This window comes from Niabella ginsenosidivorans (assembly GCF_001654455.1).
Lineage (GTDB): Bacteria > Bacteroidota > Bacteroidia > Chitinophagales > Chitinophagaceae > Niabella > Niabella ginsenosidivorans.
In genome coordinates, this window is record NZ_CP015772.1 from 300,342 (window position 1) to 316,657 (window position 16,316).

The following is a 16,316-nucleotide window of genomic DNA, read 5'->3' on the forward strand; positions in this document are numbered from 1 at the left end:
ACTCAGCATTCCGGTAAGCTCAATGGAACATGCACGGCAAGCCCGCCGTCTGCGGTTTCCTTATATTTAAAATTCATATCCTGGGCCGTGTCCCACATGGTTTTGATAACATCATCCAGCGATACCCTGGCAAAGTCCGGTGTGCTTTGTAAAGCCAGCTGGCTGGCGGTTATTGCTTTAATGGCCCCCATGGTATTGCGTTCAATACAGGGTACCTGCACCAGCCCGCCGATGGGATCACAGGTCATGCCCAGGTGATGTTCCATAGCGATCTCTGCTGCCATCATTGCCTGTTTCTGTGACCCCCCGAGCGCCTCTGTTAATGCCGCTGCCGCCATGGAGGAAGAAACACCTATCTCTGCCTGGCAGCCACCCATTGCTGCGGAAATAGTGGATTCTTTTTTAAAGATGCTCCCTATTTCGGCTGCGGTCATTAAAAATTTATTGATCTTTTCCGGGTCATTGCCATCGCAGAAAATAATGAAATAGTGCAATACAGCCGGAATAACACCCGCCGATCCGTTCGTAGGTGCGGTTACCACGCGGCCAAATGAAGCATTTTCCTCGTTTACAGCCAGAGCAAAACAGCTTACCCAATCCAGCGTATAACGGAAATTACTTCCTCCTTTACGGATCAGCCCGATCCATTCTTCGTAGTTCTGATAAGAGACATCGCCGATCAGTTTCCTGTTCAGCACAGCGGCCCTTCTTCTTACATTCAACCCCCCGGGCAATACTCCCGTTTTATGACAGCCCCGGTAAATACAATCCCGCATGGTGCGCCAGATCTTTTCCAATCCTTCATTGGTTTCTTTTTCGCTGCGCCAGGCCTGTTCATTTTCGGCCACTATTTCACTAATGCTTAGCCCGGTCTTGATAGACCATCGCAGCAGATCATCGGCATCATCTATCGGAAAGGGCAGCAGTACGTCATTATTCAGAACAGTGTCTTCCCCCTCTTCTTTTACAAAACCGCCGCCTATAGAATAATAGGTCTTTGCAACAGGAGCATCATTGTTCGGCGTTGCCAGAAAAGTCATTCCGTTTGAATGATAAGGCAGCGTTTCTGTAAACAGGAATTCAATATCCGTTTTTGGATCAAAAGCCACTTCTTTTACACCACCCAGCAGCAGCTTTTTTGTTTGCTGTATAGCGGCAATGGTGCTGTTGATTTTTTCAACATCAAAAGTTACCGGGTCATAGCCGCAAAGCCCTAATTGTACAGCTATGTCTGTTCCATGTCCTGTGCCGGTTTTTGCAAGGGATCCGTATAAGAGTACTTTAATGCTTTCAATATTTGTGAGCAGCCCGGCCGCATTCAGAAAACCCAGGAAACGCTCCGCAGCACGCCAGGGGCCAAGGGTATGGGAGCTGGAAGGCCCCACGCCAATTTTCAACATATCAAAAACCGAGATCGGTTCGTATTGCATAAAATATTCAATTCTGGATCTAAATTACGATAAAGGAAGGAATGGTTTTTGTAAAATATAAGCCAATAATCCGGCTTTTATGGACGACCCCCGGAAATAAAAAAATATTTTATTGGAATAACAGCATTGCATTAAAAGTTACTTTTCAAACGGTAATAACAGGCCTGTTTTGTAACGGATTATCAGCATACAATTATGAACACAGCTCAGTCCCCTACTTTTATAAGTTCTATATTAAAATAAAGGGGCTGGTTGGTTAAAGACCCTGCGTTAGGATTGCAGCCGTAGGCCAGCGACGAGGGAATGATCAACCGTATTTGCCCGCCTTCTTTAATTTTAGGCAATCCCAGTTGCCAGCCTTTGATCAGCTGGTTCAGCGGAGGGGTGGTAACGCCATCCGGGGTTTTTACATAGGTGGAATCATATGCTTTTCCATTCATGAAATAAGCAATGTATTTTACAGTAACCGTGCTGCTGAGCGTTGGCGCAGCGCCGGTGCCGGGGTTAATGATCTCAGAGAAGATGCCGTCTGTTTCCCCGGTGGTATCCATTACAAAAGCGCTGTCCCTTACCATCGCCTTCATGGTATCCAGCTCATTTGAAATGGGAACGGGCGTGCAGGTTTCCACATCATTTTGTTTCAGGCAGCCGGTTAACAGGAGCAACCCGATCAAAACTGCCAGCCCGGCACTGTAGCGCTTCTTCATTATTATTGATTAAGGTTGAAATTTGCGGCTAAATTACAGGAAACCTTTCTATTTGGTAATACAACCCCTGATTCCTCTTAATTTTTTGGCTGAAGAAAGGTCGCTGCTACGCGGCTTATTCTGTTTGGGAATTTATGGACTGCTACCAAATAGCAGAGGCTGTATCAAAGGTTCACTATTATTTTGCTGAATTCCCGCCCGGATGACCCTGGTCGGACGGGTATTTCAGCATCTAAATGAGATATAATTCTCAATAGATGCTGAACCAGGTGCCAATGACACATTTGTAAGTAACTGATTTGTACTATTCTTTTCGCATCCACATGTATACCTTATTTAAAGCTTCCCTGGTATTTTTTTTATTTGTACCTTTTTGCTTGTCCAAAAAGGTACCCAAAAAAGACTCCCGAAATCGGTTACGGCACGATTTCGGGGAGCACTTCTATCGGCTTCAGCATATAGTGGTATGTTTCGCTGAAAGCGAAACGCTCAGCTGTTGAATTGCTATCATTAAGCTGATATAGCCCTACATTTAGAAAACGCTTTCAATTTGAAAGAACAAATAAATACGTCATCGCATCATTGATTTGGGCCACCAATAATTTACTCAGGATGACATTACGTTCTAAAATGACTTTTGATACAGCCTCATTTGCAGGTAGCTGTTGCTACCTGGTTTGTTCCCGGAACTTGTACGTCCGTTTTGCTAATTCGGCTTGATGCCCAGCAGTTCCACATAAAAGTAGAGCGGCTGGTTGGCCGGAATCAGTACCTGGCCGGTATAGGGATTCACGGATCCTGTGCAGCCATAGGCCAGGGACGATTGTATGATCAGTTTTATTTTTCCGCCTGTCTTTATTTTAGGAATGCCGATCTGCCAGCCTTCAATGAGGGAGGAGAGTTTGAATGTAACATTATTGCCGGCATCAAATTGCTGGCCGTTCAAAAACCGCCCTACATAGTTGATCGTAATGGAATCGGACTGGGCCGGCGCAGTGCCTGTGCCGGGCTCAAGCACCTGGTATAAAATGCCTGTTGGGTCCTGTTTGGCATCTATAGAGCTGTCTGCTGCAAATTTCTGCATGGATGGCAATTCCTTTGCAACAGGCTGGGGAGTGCAGCTTCCATCATCGTTACTCTTCATACAACCCGTTATCACAAGGATTACCAGGGCCGTAAAACCTAATAATTTTCTCATTTTTGATTAATACTAATATTTTAAGAGTTAATAGCTGGGTGTCATATCAGTTAGCTCATATTCGTAGAAAAGCTGGGAATTGGGCGGCACAATATTCACTCCGGTCATCTGCCTGCACCCAAACGCGGAGGAGGAGGGAATGATCAGCCGGATCTTTCCTCCTTTTGTGAGTTTGGCTAATGCATAAGGCACATACACCAGGTTCCCGAAATTTCTTAAGGGCATGGTGGGCGGCGGCTGTACGGTAGCCGAATCGATAATTGTGCCGTTCAGGAGCTTTCCGGTATAATGAAAAGATACCAGGGAATCGGTGGTTGGCCTGTTCGTGCCGGTTCCGGGATCTTCGATATCATAATAAAGGGCCGCCTGGTCATCAAAAGTAAAACTGGTGGTCTGGTGACTGGCTGAAAGAAAAGAATCAATGATCTGCCGGTCCTGCTGTAATGAAAGACCATTGGTACAGGGGGGCGTATCATCGTTTTTTAAACAGCCCAGAAGCGTTGTTGCGATAATAATTATGATCAATGCTTTCTTCACAAAGAGATCTAAATTTAGTATACCGATCGTATATAAAACAGATAACTAAACACTACCAAAATCAATTTTGCCTGCCGTCCTGCTCTTATTGATTAGAAGCAACGCCCGTTAATGTAAAATCATAAATGAGCTGTGAATTACCTGGAATAACTTTTCCATCGGCAGTATTTTGTGAATTACAGCCAAAATAGACAGAGGAGGGCAAAATGACTTTTGCAGTACCGCCTTTTCTTAACTGGGAAAGAACAGTATATTCTACAGTAGCTACCCCGTTTGTATTAACAAAATCACTGAGCTTTAGCAGCATTCCCGTATTCGTGTTCCTGCTGATCGTGTCAGATGTACCCAGACTGGTTCCGTCCATTAATGAAATGGAATATTTATAGCTGATTACAGAGTCTGCTGCCGGCATGCTGCCTTCTCCAGGATTGGTAATACCAATATAAGCATTAATATCGGAGTTAAAATCCATATAACTCATTCCCTTGTCGTTTATAAATGAGTCAATTACCTGTCGATCCTGACTTAACGAGTAACCAGTACATTGCGGTGTATTATCTGTTTTCATACAGGAAGCAAGGGTTAATACAGCCACAGCAAAAGTCATCAGGGGTACAACAAATGTTTTTTTCATTCTTTTTGTTTAAAGATTAATAATAAATAATAAAATTGAGCCAATAATAGCTTATTTTTTGTCTTTACGGGCTAATAATTCCTTATAATAGTTTTCATTAATATCCCATTTATGGTAAGACGAGAAGATGCCTACAAACGCAACAATAATAATGCCTGCAACCAATAAAACCAGGAAAAGGGAGGGGTCTGCATTGGCCTCCATTGCAGCCCGTTTATACCAGCCGCTGAAAAAGTTGACGAAAATGCCAATGACCAGTATGATTCCCAGGGGAGTAGAAATAAGAATATTTTTAAGCGACCGTTTCTTTTTTAAACGGTGCGCTTCCCAATACTTTATAAATGCTTCTTCCTTTTGGGTGTACATACCCCAAAGATAATAAACCCTGCCTGAGCACCCGGCATTTTTCAGGCCGGGCAACCTGAACCGGACAATTTTGCAGCTGTACGGGACAGGCAGGTTCACCTGGCGTAAGTCCGGCAGGATGGGTGCTCTCAACCCGATGCAATATAGAACGAATGCCTTAAAAGCTGTACAGAGCCTGCGGAATCAATGGTAAAATACATTGGGTAACATTAATTTAAGAAATACCCTGTTGCAGGTATAACAATTCTTTCATATATTGCAGTTTAATCGTTTGTTTGTGAAACTATCACCCTTACTGGCACAATACCTCTTAAACCACAAGGAATTAAGCTTACCGGGCCTCGGTACTTTTTATGCCGAAACCTACGGTGGCCCTGAAAATGCAACGGTTAAATTTGAGCAAAAACCGGTGGAGCAGTTTGACAATAGCGTTATTGCCTATATTTCTGAAGAAACCGGCAAAATGAAAGTGCTGGCAACGTCTGACCTTCAATCACAACTGGAGGATGCAATCCGGTTCTTAAATACAGGCAAGCCTTATCTGTTTGCAGGCATCGGCACCCTGTTGAAAAAAGCAGACGGGACCTATGATTTTGTGCCCAATACGCAAACGGAGCCACCGAAAAAGAAGGAAGTACCGTTTACGGAACGGAATACGGTTCCGCAGGCCTATATTGAGGAAAAGCGCAGCGGCAGTAACAGCCGGTCAAAAAGACCCGCAATAATGATCATTGTTTTAGTAGTAGTAGCCATTGGGGCTACGGTATGGTTTTACTCAAAAACGGCCCGGCCAAAAGAGGCCCCTGTAACCGGCACTGCGGAAACCGGCAGTGCGGTGGATACTGCCGCACATAAAAATACTGCACAGCCTGCAGCCGGTCCAACTGTTGTGCCCGCTGCAGCTTCAGGCATGGTAACGTATATACTGGAAACCACCAGAGAGCCAAGAGCTTCCAAACGGTACAACCAGCTAAAAAAGATTGATTGGCCGGTAGAGCTGGAAAAAATAGATTCACTTCATTACAATATATTAATGAAGCTGCAAACCCTGCCGGCAGATACCGCAAGAGTGCGGGATTCCCTCACTATAATTTCCGGCAGAAAAGTTACGATCCGCAATAATTAATAAATTGATCTTAACCTGCGGCGGCTTTCTACAGCACCCCTGAGTTTGTTTTCGTATTTTAAAAGTTTTTGATTAGCTACGGGCATCAATACCGGCTGCGCTGCCGGCAATGCCGCCATGGTTCGTAAACCGGTGCGGTCAATACCGGCCAGGGCTGCCGCCAGCATGGATTCCTGTACATCGCCCCAGTTGCGGTCAAGCCCATCTGTTGCGGTGACCGTGGGTTGAATGCCGTCAAAATAATTTCCCTGCCTGCTGGCATTGAGGCTCCTGAATGATACCGGGAAAATATACCAGCTGCCTACTTCGATAGGGAAGAAACCTACAGCCTTGCCATCCGTCCTTGTACCCACTGTATTTACTGTCATATAGGGTTTCAGGCTGTTGATCAGTAATTCACTGGCGGAAGCCGTGCCCTGTGTGGTGAGGAAATAGATCTTATCCAGGTTCAGGGAACTTTTTTTGTTGAAATAGACCGTTGTATCAAAATCCTGGTAATCGGGGTTAAAATTTTCTGTATACATTACTTTTTTGGAGCCGGATGCATTATTATTAACCAGGTAATTGGCTAAAAGCTCCTGCATCCATACATAGCCCCCGCTGTTATAACGCAGATCCACGATCATATTTGAAATGCCCGCTGTATTGAATTTATTAAAGACGCGGGCCATATTACTGACCACGGATGCGGAATCTCCCAAAAAGCTGTTGTATACCAGGTAGCCCACTTTGCCGGAGGGGCGGTTGTAAACAGTGTCCAGGTAAACAGGCTGCTCTGTGTAAGTAGCAGCTTTCAGCGTGAGCTGCTGGTTGCTTGCGTCCGGCTTTTTAAAGGTAATGGTAGCTTCCTGGCTGTCGAAAACAGCAGTTACGATCGCTTCTATTGCTGCTTCCGTTGTGTCAATCCGGGCTACCCCGTCTATTTTTAATACCTGCCATCCCCGCTGAATGCCTGCGACCCCGGCTGGTGATAATTTTTCAACTGATTTAACGTACAGCTTGTTGGTGCCCGGCATAAAGAAGATGCCCAGGCCAAAATCACCTGCAATGCCCTGGCTTACATCATTCCACTCGCTTTGCCGGATGGCAAAGCTCCATTCATCAACATTTCTCCGGAATTGCTGCTCAAAGCTGTATTTTTTTATATATTCCATTACATCGTCCAGGCTGCTGAATTGGGAAGCGTTCATGGAAGCCGGAAGCTGATCGTTCCATAAATAAATTTCCTTACTGTATTCAACCGCCTGTTTTAATTCCTGTGGGGTATTTGTGGTGGATGGGCGATCGTTTTTCCGGCAGGAAAAAAGGAGTCCCATGATTGCCGCGAAAAAAAGCAGATTTTTTTTCATTCGTATAATTTTTTAATGCCTGGTTTACGCAGGCAGGTTTTGGGTTAATGCCTGCCTTCCGTTGGCAAGCGGGTGCCATCCTGATGGCAACCGGGATGAACATTTTATAATGAATGTTTCATAGCGCTTCTAAAGTTTCTGAGAATTAACCTGTCAAATATAAGATTCTAATGGCATTAGTTTAAGGCTTTCATACCTAAATAGCTATTTTTGTAACCGCTGCCGGCTGATTAAGCGTGCTGCACGCCGGGACCAGCCGGATGAGAAACTGATATTATGGCAAAAAATGATTTAAGAAAAGAGCTGGCGCTTGATTACCATGCCAAAGGCCGGCCGGGAAAGATTGAAGTAATCCCCACAAAAAAGGCAAAAACACAAAGAGATCTTTCGTTAGCCTATTCGCCGGGTGTGGCGGAACCCTGTCTGGAGATCGCAAAGAATATTGAGAATGTTTACAAATATACTGCTAAAGGGAACCTGGTAGGGGTCATCAGCAATGGCTCGGCTGTATTGGGATTGGGTAATATTGGGCCGGAAGCCGGAAAACCGGTAATGGAAGGGAAAGGTGTGCTGTTTAAAATTTTTGCAGATATTGACGTTTTTGATATTGAGATCAATGAAAAAGACCCGAAGAAGTTTGTGGAAATCGTAAAGGCATTGGAGCCAACTTTCGGCGGTATTAACCTTGAAGATATTAAAGCTCCCGAATGTTTTTACATAGAGGAGGAGCTGAAAAAGCAAATGAATATTCCGGTCATGCACGATGATCAGCATGGAACAGCGATCATCAGCGCTGCTGCATTGATCAACGCACTGGAAATTCAGAAAAAGAAAATCGATAAGGTCCGGTTTGTGATCAGCGGAGCAGGAGCGGCTGCTATGGCCTGTATCCGCCTGTATCAGGAGCTGGGAGCAAAGCCTGCCAACTTTCTGCTGTTTGATAAAGAAGGCGCATTGCACAAAGAAAGAACGGATCTTGATCCAACACAACTTCCTTTCGCCAATGCCCCCAAAGGCATGACACTTGGGGAAGGCATGAAGGGCGCCGATGTGTTTCTGGGCCTGAGCGCGGGAAATATTGTCAATGGCGATATGATCAAAAGTATGGCCAAAAATCCTATTGTATTTGCCATGGCCAATCCCGACCCGGAAATTTCCTGGGAGGATGCTACCCGCGCGCGTAAGGATATTATTATGGCTACCGGAAGAAGCGATTATCCTAACCAGGTGAACAACGTGTTAGGGTTTCCGTACATATTCAGGGGCGCACTGGATGTAAGGGCAGGGGTTATTAATACCGCCATGAAACTGGCGGCTGTAAAGGCGTTGGCCTCACTGGCAAAGATGCCGGTTCCGGATGCGGTAAACAGGGCCTATAACCAGGAAGTGATCGCATTTGGCCCGGAATATATTATTCCGAAACCCTTTGATCCCAGGCTGTTGCCTGTAGTGGCGCTGGCCGTAGCCAAAGCCGCTGAGGAATCGGGAGTAGCACGTCATCATATTGAGAACTGGGATCAATATGCACTGATGCTGGAACGCAGGCTGGGCATGGGGAACCATGTATTGCGGTCGTTAGGGGCCAAAGCCCGGCAAAACCCGAAGCGGATCATATTTGCGGAAGGGGAGAACGTGAAGATATTGAAAGCTGCCCAGATCGTACTGGAAGAAGGGATCGGTTTTCCGATACTGATTGGCGACGGAAAGGAAATAACCAAAATAGCAACGGAGAACAACATTGATCTGTCGGGTATGATGATCGTTGATCCGCGCAGTGAGGAAATGGCCGAACGCTGCAGGGAATATGGTGAGATCTTTTTCAGGATGCGCGCCCGGAAAGGCTATACAAAGGACGAGGCATATAAGCTGATGAAGGAGCGGAACCATTTTGGGTGCATGATGGTAGAACAGGGCCATGCCGATTGTATGCTGGCCGGTCTTACTAAAAAATATGATGAGGCAATCCGCCCGGCCCTGCAGATTATAGGAACGGCGCCCGGCGTTAACCGCGTTGCAGGAATGTACCTGGTAATGACGAAAAAAGGCCCTTTGTTCCTTGCAGATACCACTGTAAATTTTAATCCCACTGCTGAAGAGCTGGCAGAAATTGTTTTATTAACGGCAAGGGAGGTAGCAGCGCTGAACGTCGTTCCCAAAATAGCCATGCTCAGTTATGCGAATTTTGGAAGCAGCAATTCGCCGGAGGCGAAACTGGTAGCCAGGGCAAGGGCCCTTGTAAAGGAAAAAATGCCGGATCTGGTGGTTGATGGGGAAATGCAGGCAAATGTGGCGCTGAATAACAGATTGTTAAAAGAAATGTACCCATTTAGTGAGTTGGTTGGGCATGAGGTTAACACCCTAATCTTTCCTAACTTAGCATCCGGTAATATTGCCTATAACATTCTGCTGGAAATTGGTTCCACAGATGCAGTGGGCCCCATAGTGATGGGTTTGAAAAAACCGGTACACCTGCTGCAACTGGGCAGCACTGTAAGTGGCATTGTAAATATGGCAATGATAGCGGTCACAGAAGCACAGCTAAAGTCAAAAGAACAGGAACCCGGTACTAAAGGCGGGAAAGGGTTTTTGAGGAAAAAATAACGGATCGACTCAATAAAAATTAATCAGTTGAGAATATTAAAAGAGTTCGGGGAGTTTATTAAAATGGCCGGCGGCATGTTTCGCAAGCCGGAAAGTGTTAAAATGTACTGGAAGCAGTTTATGATCCAGTGCAATGATATCGGCATTGGCTCGCTGGGCATTATTTGTATTATATCTGTTTTTATCGGAGCGGTGTCTACCCTGCAAACAGCTTACCAGCTGGTTTCTCCCATTATCCCTAAATCGACCATTGCCCAGGTTGTACGGGATACGGTTATTCTTGAATTTGCACCTACTTTAAGCTGTATTGTCCTTTGTGGCGTGGTGGGCAGTAAAATAGCCAGTGAGCTGGGCAATATGCGGGTAAGTGAGCAGATTGATGCGCTGGAGATCATGGGCATTAATACCAAGGGGTACCTGATCCTGCCTAAAATTCTGGCCGGCCTTATTACGATTCCTTTACTGATTATGCTGGCAATGATCCTGGGTATCTGGGGCGGACGCCTGGCGGGCACGGCAGCGGGCATTATTGACCCTGCAATTTTTGATTCCGGTCTTGTAATGGGCTTTAAGGCCTACAACGTTTATTTTGCGCTTATTAAAAGTATTGTATTTGCATTTATCATTACTGCCATTCCGGCTTTTTATGGCTATAATGTAAAAGGTGGTGCCCTGGAAATTGGTCACAGCAGCACAAGGGCCGTAGTTGTTTCCTGCGTATTATTATTACTGGCAGATTATGTGCTTTCTGCTTTGCTTTTGTAACCCACTCACCCGATAATTTCATAAGTATGATTGAACTGAAAGATCTGAAGAAGAGTTTTGATGAGAAGCCGGTCTTAAAGGGGGTAAGCGTTGTAATGGATGATGGAAAATGCAACCTCATTATTGGCAGCAGCGGAAGCGGCAAAACGGTTTTAATGAAATGCATGGTGGGGTTATTTAAACCCACATCGGGGAATGTATTATATGATGGTGCAGATTTTGTAAACCTCAGCGATAAAGAACAAAAAACGATCCGGGAAAAAATAGGAATGCTTTTCCAGGGCGGAGCGTTGTTTGACAGCCAGACAGTTGAACAGAATGTGATGTTCCCTATGGATATGTTTACCAATGAAAAGTATTCAAAAAAAAGAGAACGGGTAAAACAGGTGCTGGACCGTGTTCAGCTAAAGGAAGAAGCCTACAAAAAATTTCCGTCAGAAATAAGTGGGGGCATGCAGAAGCGGGTGGCGCTGGCACGTGCCATTGTGCTGAACCCCAAATATCTTTTTTGTGATGAGCCCAACTCCGGACTGGATCCGCAAACTTCCCTTGTGATCGATAAACTGATTCATGAAATCACAAAAGAGTATGATATGACAACGATCGTCAATACCCATGACATGAACAGCGTAATGGAAATAGGAGATCATATTATTTATATGCACCAGGGTGAAAAAGAATGGGAAGGCAATAATAAAGAGATTATTTTTAGTAAGAATGAAAAGCTGAACGAGTTCATTTTTGCGTCAGAATTTTTAAGGGATGCAAAAAATATGCGCACGATCCAGGAAACCGGAGAAATTCCCAAAGAAGTGGAAGCCGGCATCAAAGATGCAATAGAGGAAAAGCTGAATGTTGATCTTGACGGGGACGGGCATATTGGCGACCCGGGAAAAGCAGATGAGCCGTCTGAGAAAAAAGCCCCTCCAAAAAAATAAAGAAAACAGCCTTACTTCCGGCCGGTCCTGTAAGCAATCCAATAAAAACATTAAGTTCTAAATATCAAATCGAAAAGTTACATTTGCAACATTCAAAATAAAAATAATAAGCAACTTATGGCAGTTTTAGTTAATAAGGATTCTAAAGTATTGGTGCAGGGGTTTACAGGTACGGAAGGTACGTTCCATGCTACGCAAATGATAGAATACGGGACAAACGTTGTGGGTGGTGTAACACCTGGTAAAGGTGGCAGCACGCATCTGGAACGCCCTGTATTTAATACTGTTGCGGAGTGTGTCAATGCCACCGGGGCTAATGTAAGCATCATCTTTGTACCGCCGGCCTTTGCGGCGGATGCTATTATGGAGGCCGCGGACGCAGGCATTGCGTTGGTTGTGTGCATTACAGAAGGGATCCCTGTTCAGGATATGGTGGCGGTAAAAAACTTTCTGCAATCGACTGCCACAAGGCTGATCGGCCCCAACTGTCCGGGTGTGATCACTGCGGGAGAATGTAAAGTAGGGATTATGCCGGGATTTGTTTTTAAGCAAGGCCGTGTAGGTATTGTTTCCAAATCCGGAACGCTTACTTATGAAGCTGCCGACCAGGTTGCCAAAGCAGGACTGGGCATCAGCACGGCTATCGGTATTGGCGGAGACCCGATCATTGGTACTACTACCCGGGAAGCCGTTGAACTATTTATGCAGGATGATGAAACAGATGCCATTGTAATGATTGGTGAAATTGGTGGTGGAATGGAAGCCGAAGCTGCCCGATGGATAAAAGAAAATGGCAATAAAAAGCCGGTTGTTGGTTTTATTGCCGGGCAAACAGCTCCTCCCGGCCGCCGGATGGGACATGCAGGCGCCATTGTGGGGGGTGCGGATGATACCGCTGCTGCAAAAATGAAGATCATGGGTGAGTGCGGCATACATGTGGTAAGCAGCCCGGCAGATATTGGTAAAACGATGGCTGAAGTAATAAAGAAATAACAACAAAAAAAATCAGCTGATCATGATGCCCCACTTAAAAGGGGCATTTTTTAATAGCAAGTATATTCCGAAATTATTCTAAATTTGACTGCTCTTCTTAACCAGACAATTGCCGTAGCGTGTATATTAAGGAAAATATAAATACTGTTTGGAGCAACACCTTAATGGCTGCTGCTTATCTGAAAACCGGTAGTATTATTTGTAGTGAATTTGAAAACGTTCAAATTGCCTTCTATTCATGAAAACAGGAAAGGAAATATTTATTGTAGATGATGATTCGATTCACCGGCTTTTAATGAGCAAACTTTTTGCACGGCAAAATAAAGGATATAAGCTGGATTTCTTTGAGAATGGCCAGAAAGCCATGGATGTATTGGAAACGGCCATTGCAGACAATCCTTCCGGGATACCGGATATTATTTTACTCGATATCGAAATGCCGGTTATGAATGGCTGGCAGTTTATGAATAAATACCGGTTGCTGCCGCCGGAAATTAAAGACCGGATCAGTGTTTACATGGTCAGCTCTTCTTTTTCTGATGAGGACCAGGAACGCGTAAAGTCTTATCCTGAAATTGTGGACTACATCGTTAAGCCGCTCCGTATTGAAAAAATAATTGAGCTGATGAATTAGTTCCCCCTTTACAGTCCTGTTTACTTACCAAACTGCTGCCCACGTAGTTTATAAACTATGAACTACCTTTAGCAGATCGTTTATTGTGTTATTATGGATCTTGAACAGTTGGAACCGTTCTTCAGCGGGGAATTGTATTATAGTAATGAGTATGCGCATAAAGCGCAGAAGATCGTTTATGCCACAGACGCCTCTGTTTACCAGGAACAGCCCCTGGCGGTTGCTGTGCCAAAAAATAAAAAGGATCTGCTGGCATTGATCCGGTTTGCCAATGACCACAGGGTAACCCTGATTCCCCGCGCCGCAGGCACTTCCCTTGCCGGCCAGGTAGTAGGCAACGGTATTGTGGTAGACACTTCAAAGTATTTTAAAAGAATAATTGAAGTAAATACCAATGAACGATGGGTGCGCCTGGAACCCGGTATTATCCGGGATGACCTGAATGCGTTTTTAAAACCCTATAGTTTATTTTTTGCACCGGAAACCTCTACTGCCAGCCGTGCCATGATCGGGGGGATGATTGGTAATAACTCTTGCGGGCTGCATTCCATAGTATGGGGCGACACCAGAAAGCATTTGCTGGAAGCCACCGTGCTGCTGAGCAATGGTGAAGAAGTGGTGCTGAAGCACTATACTGCAGAAGCCGTTCGCAAAAAAGCAATACAGGATAATCTGGAAGGGCGTATTTATAGCCAACTGATGAATTTGCTGAATGACGAAGCTAATAAAACGGTCATTCGCAATGATTATCCCAAACGGTCCTTAACCCGCCGCAATACCGGTTATGCACTGGATGCCCTGCAGGATGAGCTGGAACAGGGTAAAGACGGATTGAACCTTTGTCACCTGTTAGCAGGTTCAGAGGGCACCCTGGCTTTTGTTACAGAAGCGAAGCTGAATTTGCTGCCGTTACCCCCGGCAAAAGATGCGCTGGTTTGCATCCATTGTACCTCCATTATAGAATCCCTGCACGCTAATAATGTTGCACTGCGGCATTTACCAATGGCGTCAGAACTGGTTGATAAATACATTATGGACTTTACCAAAGGGCATCCGGTTTATGATCATAACCGGTTTTTTATAGAAGGGGAGCCGGAAGCCCTGCTGATGGTGGAGTTTATGGAAGATACTGACGAAGCGTTGGATGGAAAAACCAACCGGCTGATCGGGGACTTAAAAAAACAGGGACTGGGCTATGCTTATCCGGTTATTAAAGGGACTAAAACCAAACTGGCCTGGGATATCCGTAAGGCGGGGCTGGGGCTGATCCGGAATATGCCGGGTGACACACAACCGGTGAATCTGATTGAGGATTGTGCCGTATCGCCGGAAGATTTACCGGCTTATATTGCAGATCTACAGCAGTTGCTGGCGGGGTACGGCCTAACGGCTTCTTATTATGCGCATGCCGGAGCGGGCGAATTGCATGTAGAGCCCATGATCAATCTGAAAACAGAAGAAGGAAAAGAAACGTTCAGGAATGTATTGAGAGATACCGTTACGCTGGTGAAGAAATATAACGGATCCCTCAGTGGTGAGCACGGCGACGGGCGTTTGCGCGGGGAATTTATTGCTGCTGCCATGGGGGAGAAGGTGTACAGCTTACTGAAGCAGGTAAAGGCTGTTTTTGACCCGGATAATATTTTCAATGCAGGCAAAATTGTAGATACGCCTAAAATGAATGAGCAGCTGCGTTATAATCCCGGCCACCGGCAAAAGAAAATAGTAACAATTTTTGATTATACCCGCCAGGAAAATATCCTGCGCCTGGCGGAGAAATGTTCCGGTTCGGGCGATTGCCGTAAATCGCATATAACCGGTGGCACCATGTGCCCGTCGTATATGGCCACCTTGCAGGAAAAAGATACCACGCGTGCCCGGGCCAATGTGCTCCGGCAGTTTTTGACAAACGCATCAGGAGAGAATCCGTTCAATCACCCGGAAATAAAAGAGGTAATGGATCTTTGCCTGAGCTGCAAGGCCTGTAAGTCGGAATGTCCGTCCGGAGTGGATATCGCCAAACTGAAAGCAGAATTTTTACAGCACTACTATGATGCCAATGGGGTGCCGTTCCGCTCCCGGCTGATTGCCGGTTTCACCAGATCGCAACAGGTTGGTATAAAGATGCCGGCAGTGTATAATGCTTTTGTGGGTAACCGGTTTACATCGGGAGTCATTAAAAAGATAGCAGGGTTTGCGCCAAAACGTTCCCTGCCTTTTGTAGGAAGAACCACGCTCCGGAAATGGTTTCAGAAATATACAGAGCAACAGGCACAGCAGTTTGACCGTATGGTATACCTGTTTTGCGATGAATTTACCAATTACAATGATGTGGAGATCGGTCAAACGGCCATACGGCTTTTAAACGCATTGGGCTATGGGGTTATGATTCCCGAGCATGAAGAAAGCGGCCGTACCTGGCTGTCAAAAGGGCTGGTGCGCAAGGCACAGGAAATTATCAGTGGTAATGTACAACAACTTTCAGGGCGGGTAACCCGGGAGTGCCCATTAATTGGTATTGAGCCCAGTGCGCTGCTCACTTTCCGGGATGAGGCGCCGGACCTGGTGCCTGCTCATTTAAAAGATGCTGCCCGGCAATTGGCTGCAAACAGTCTTTTAATTGAAGAGTTCCTGGCTGATGAATATGAAAAAGGTGCCATAAAGGAAGAGCAGTTCACCCGGGAAAAACGGACCGTGAAACTGCACGGGCATTGTTACCAGAAATCATTTGGTATTGTACCGTCTGTACTAAAAGTGCTGGGCATTCCTGTAAATTATTATGTGGAAGCCATCCCCTCCGGCTGCTGTGGCATGGCCGGTTCTTTCGGCTATGAGAAAGAACATTATGAGGTATCTATGAAAGTAGGAGAGCTGGTGCTTCTGCCGGCTGTAAGAGGTGCTGCTCCGGAAACCATTATTGCTGCATCAGGAACCAGTTGCCGCCACCAGATAAAGGACGGAACCGGGCGAAAAAGCCTGCACCCGGTGGAAGTGCTGTGGGAAGCGTTGAAACAATAGCTACAACAGGTTTTACGGAG

At 45.7% G+C, this 16,316-nt stretch carries 14 protein-coding genes; 7 read left to right on the forward strand and 7 right to left on the reverse strand.

Annotated elements, in window-relative coordinates; translation table 11 throughout:
* Window positions 1-2: 2 nt before the first annotated feature.
* The 6 genes from A8C56_RS01315 to A8C56_RS01340 all read right to left on the reverse strand — a co-directional run bounded on the left by A8C56_RS01315 (window position 3) and on the right by A8C56_RS01340 (window position 4,872).
* Window positions 3-1,430 (reverse strand): L-serine ammonia-lyase, encoded by a 1,428-nt coding sequence (locus A8C56_RS01315; protein WP_067751034.1) that lies wholly within the window; start codon window positions 1,428-1,430, stop codon window positions 3-5.
* Between the two features lie 206 nt (window positions 1,431-1,636).
* Window positions 1,637-2,137 carry an FKBP-type peptidyl-prolyl cis-trans isomerase gene (locus A8C56_RS01320; protein WP_067751037.1) on the reverse strand — a complete coding sequence of 167 codons (501 nt, stop codon included), beginning with the start codon at window positions 2,135-2,137 and terminating at the stop codon, window positions 1,637-1,639.
* 706 nt (window positions 2,138-2,843) lie between these two features.
* Window positions 2,844-3,335 (reverse strand): FKBP-type peptidyl-prolyl cis-trans isomerase, encoded by a 492-nt coding sequence (locus A8C56_RS01325; RefSeq protein ID WP_067751039.1) that lies wholly within the window; start codon window positions 3,333-3,335, stop codon window positions 2,844-2,846.
* A gap of 27 nt (window positions 3,336-3,362) precedes the next feature.
* On the reverse strand, window positions 3,363-3,872 hold the full coding sequence (locus tag A8C56_RS01330) for an FKBP-type peptidyl-prolyl cis-trans isomerase (protein ID WP_067751041.1): 510 nt from the start codon (window positions 3,870-3,872) through the stop codon (window positions 3,363-3,365).
* 85 nt (window positions 3,873-3,957) lie between these two features.
* Window positions 3,958-4,506, reverse strand: a complete 549-nt coding sequence (locus tag A8C56_RS01335; RefSeq protein ID WP_067751044.1) for an FKBP-type peptidyl-prolyl cis-trans isomerase — start codon at window positions 4,504-4,506, stop codon at window positions 3,958-3,960.
* Between the two features lie 51 nt (window positions 4,507-4,557).
* Entirely contained in the window at window positions 4,558-4,872 is a 315-nt protein-coding gene (locus A8C56_RS01340; RefSeq protein ID WP_067761452.1) for a hypothetical protein, read from the reverse strand.
* A 277-nt stretch (window positions 4,873-5,149) separates the two neighbouring features.
* Between A8C56_RS01340 and A8C56_RS01345 the strand changes: the two genes are divergently transcribed.
* The gene (locus tag A8C56_RS01345; RefSeq protein ID WP_084490381.1) at window positions 5,150-5,998 is read left to right on the forward strand and encodes a hypothetical protein; all 849 of its coding nucleotides are present in this window, start codon (window positions 5,150-5,152) and stop codon (window positions 5,996-5,998) included.
* On the opposite strand, the gene A8C56_RS01350 is transcribed toward A8C56_RS01345, so the two are convergent.
* Window positions 5,995-7,347 (reverse strand): S41 family peptidase, encoded by a 1,353-nt coding sequence (locus A8C56_RS01350; RefSeq protein WP_067751051.1) that lies wholly within the window; start codon window positions 7,345-7,347, stop codon window positions 5,995-5,997. The genes A8C56_RS01345 and A8C56_RS01350 overlap by 4 nt on opposite strands.
* Window positions 7,348-7,623: 276 nt before the next feature.
* On the opposite strand from A8C56_RS01350, the gene A8C56_RS25385 reads away from it, so the two are divergent.
* The 6 genes from A8C56_RS25385 to A8C56_RS01380 all read left to right on the forward strand — a co-directional run bounded on the left by A8C56_RS25385 (window position 7,624) and on the right by A8C56_RS01380 (window position 16,296).
* Window positions 7,624-9,948, forward strand: a complete 2,325-nt coding sequence (locus A8C56_RS25385) for an NADP-dependent malic enzyme (RefSeq protein WP_067751054.1) — start codon at window positions 7,624-7,626, stop codon at window positions 9,946-9,948.
* Window positions 9,949-9,975: 27 nt separating this feature from the next.
* On the forward strand, window positions 9,976-10,713 hold the full coding sequence (locus tag A8C56_RS01360; RefSeq protein ID WP_218917228.1) for an MlaE family ABC transporter permease: 738 nt from the start codon (window positions 9,976-9,978) through the stop codon (window positions 10,711-10,713).
* Window positions 10,714-10,739: 26 nt separating this feature from the next.
* Window positions 10,740-11,651 carry an ABC transporter ATP-binding protein gene (locus A8C56_RS01365; RefSeq protein ID WP_067751060.1) on the forward strand — a complete coding sequence of 304 codons (912 nt, stop codon included), beginning with the start codon at window positions 10,740-10,742 and terminating at the stop codon, window positions 11,649-11,651.
* Window positions 11,652-11,768: 117 nt separating this feature from the next.
* On the forward strand, window positions 11,769-12,644 hold the full coding sequence (sucD, locus tag A8C56_RS01370; RefSeq protein WP_067751063.1) for a succinate--CoA ligase subunit alpha: 876 nt from the start codon (window positions 11,769-11,771) through the stop codon (window positions 12,642-12,644).
* Window positions 12,645-12,882: 238 nt separating this feature from the next.
* A complete protein-coding gene (locus tag A8C56_RS01375; protein ID WP_067751065.1) occupies window positions 12,883-13,278 on the forward strand; it encodes a response regulator in 396 nt (131 codons plus the stop codon).
* 93 nt (window positions 13,279-13,371) lie between these two features.
* Window positions 13,372-16,296 carry an FAD-binding and (Fe-S)-binding domain-containing protein gene (locus tag A8C56_RS01380; RefSeq protein ID WP_067751068.1) on the forward strand — a complete coding sequence of 975 codons (2,925 nt, stop codon included), beginning with the start codon at window positions 13,372-13,374 and terminating at the stop codon, window positions 16,294-16,296.
* Window positions 16,297-16,316: the final 20 nt, after the last annotated feature.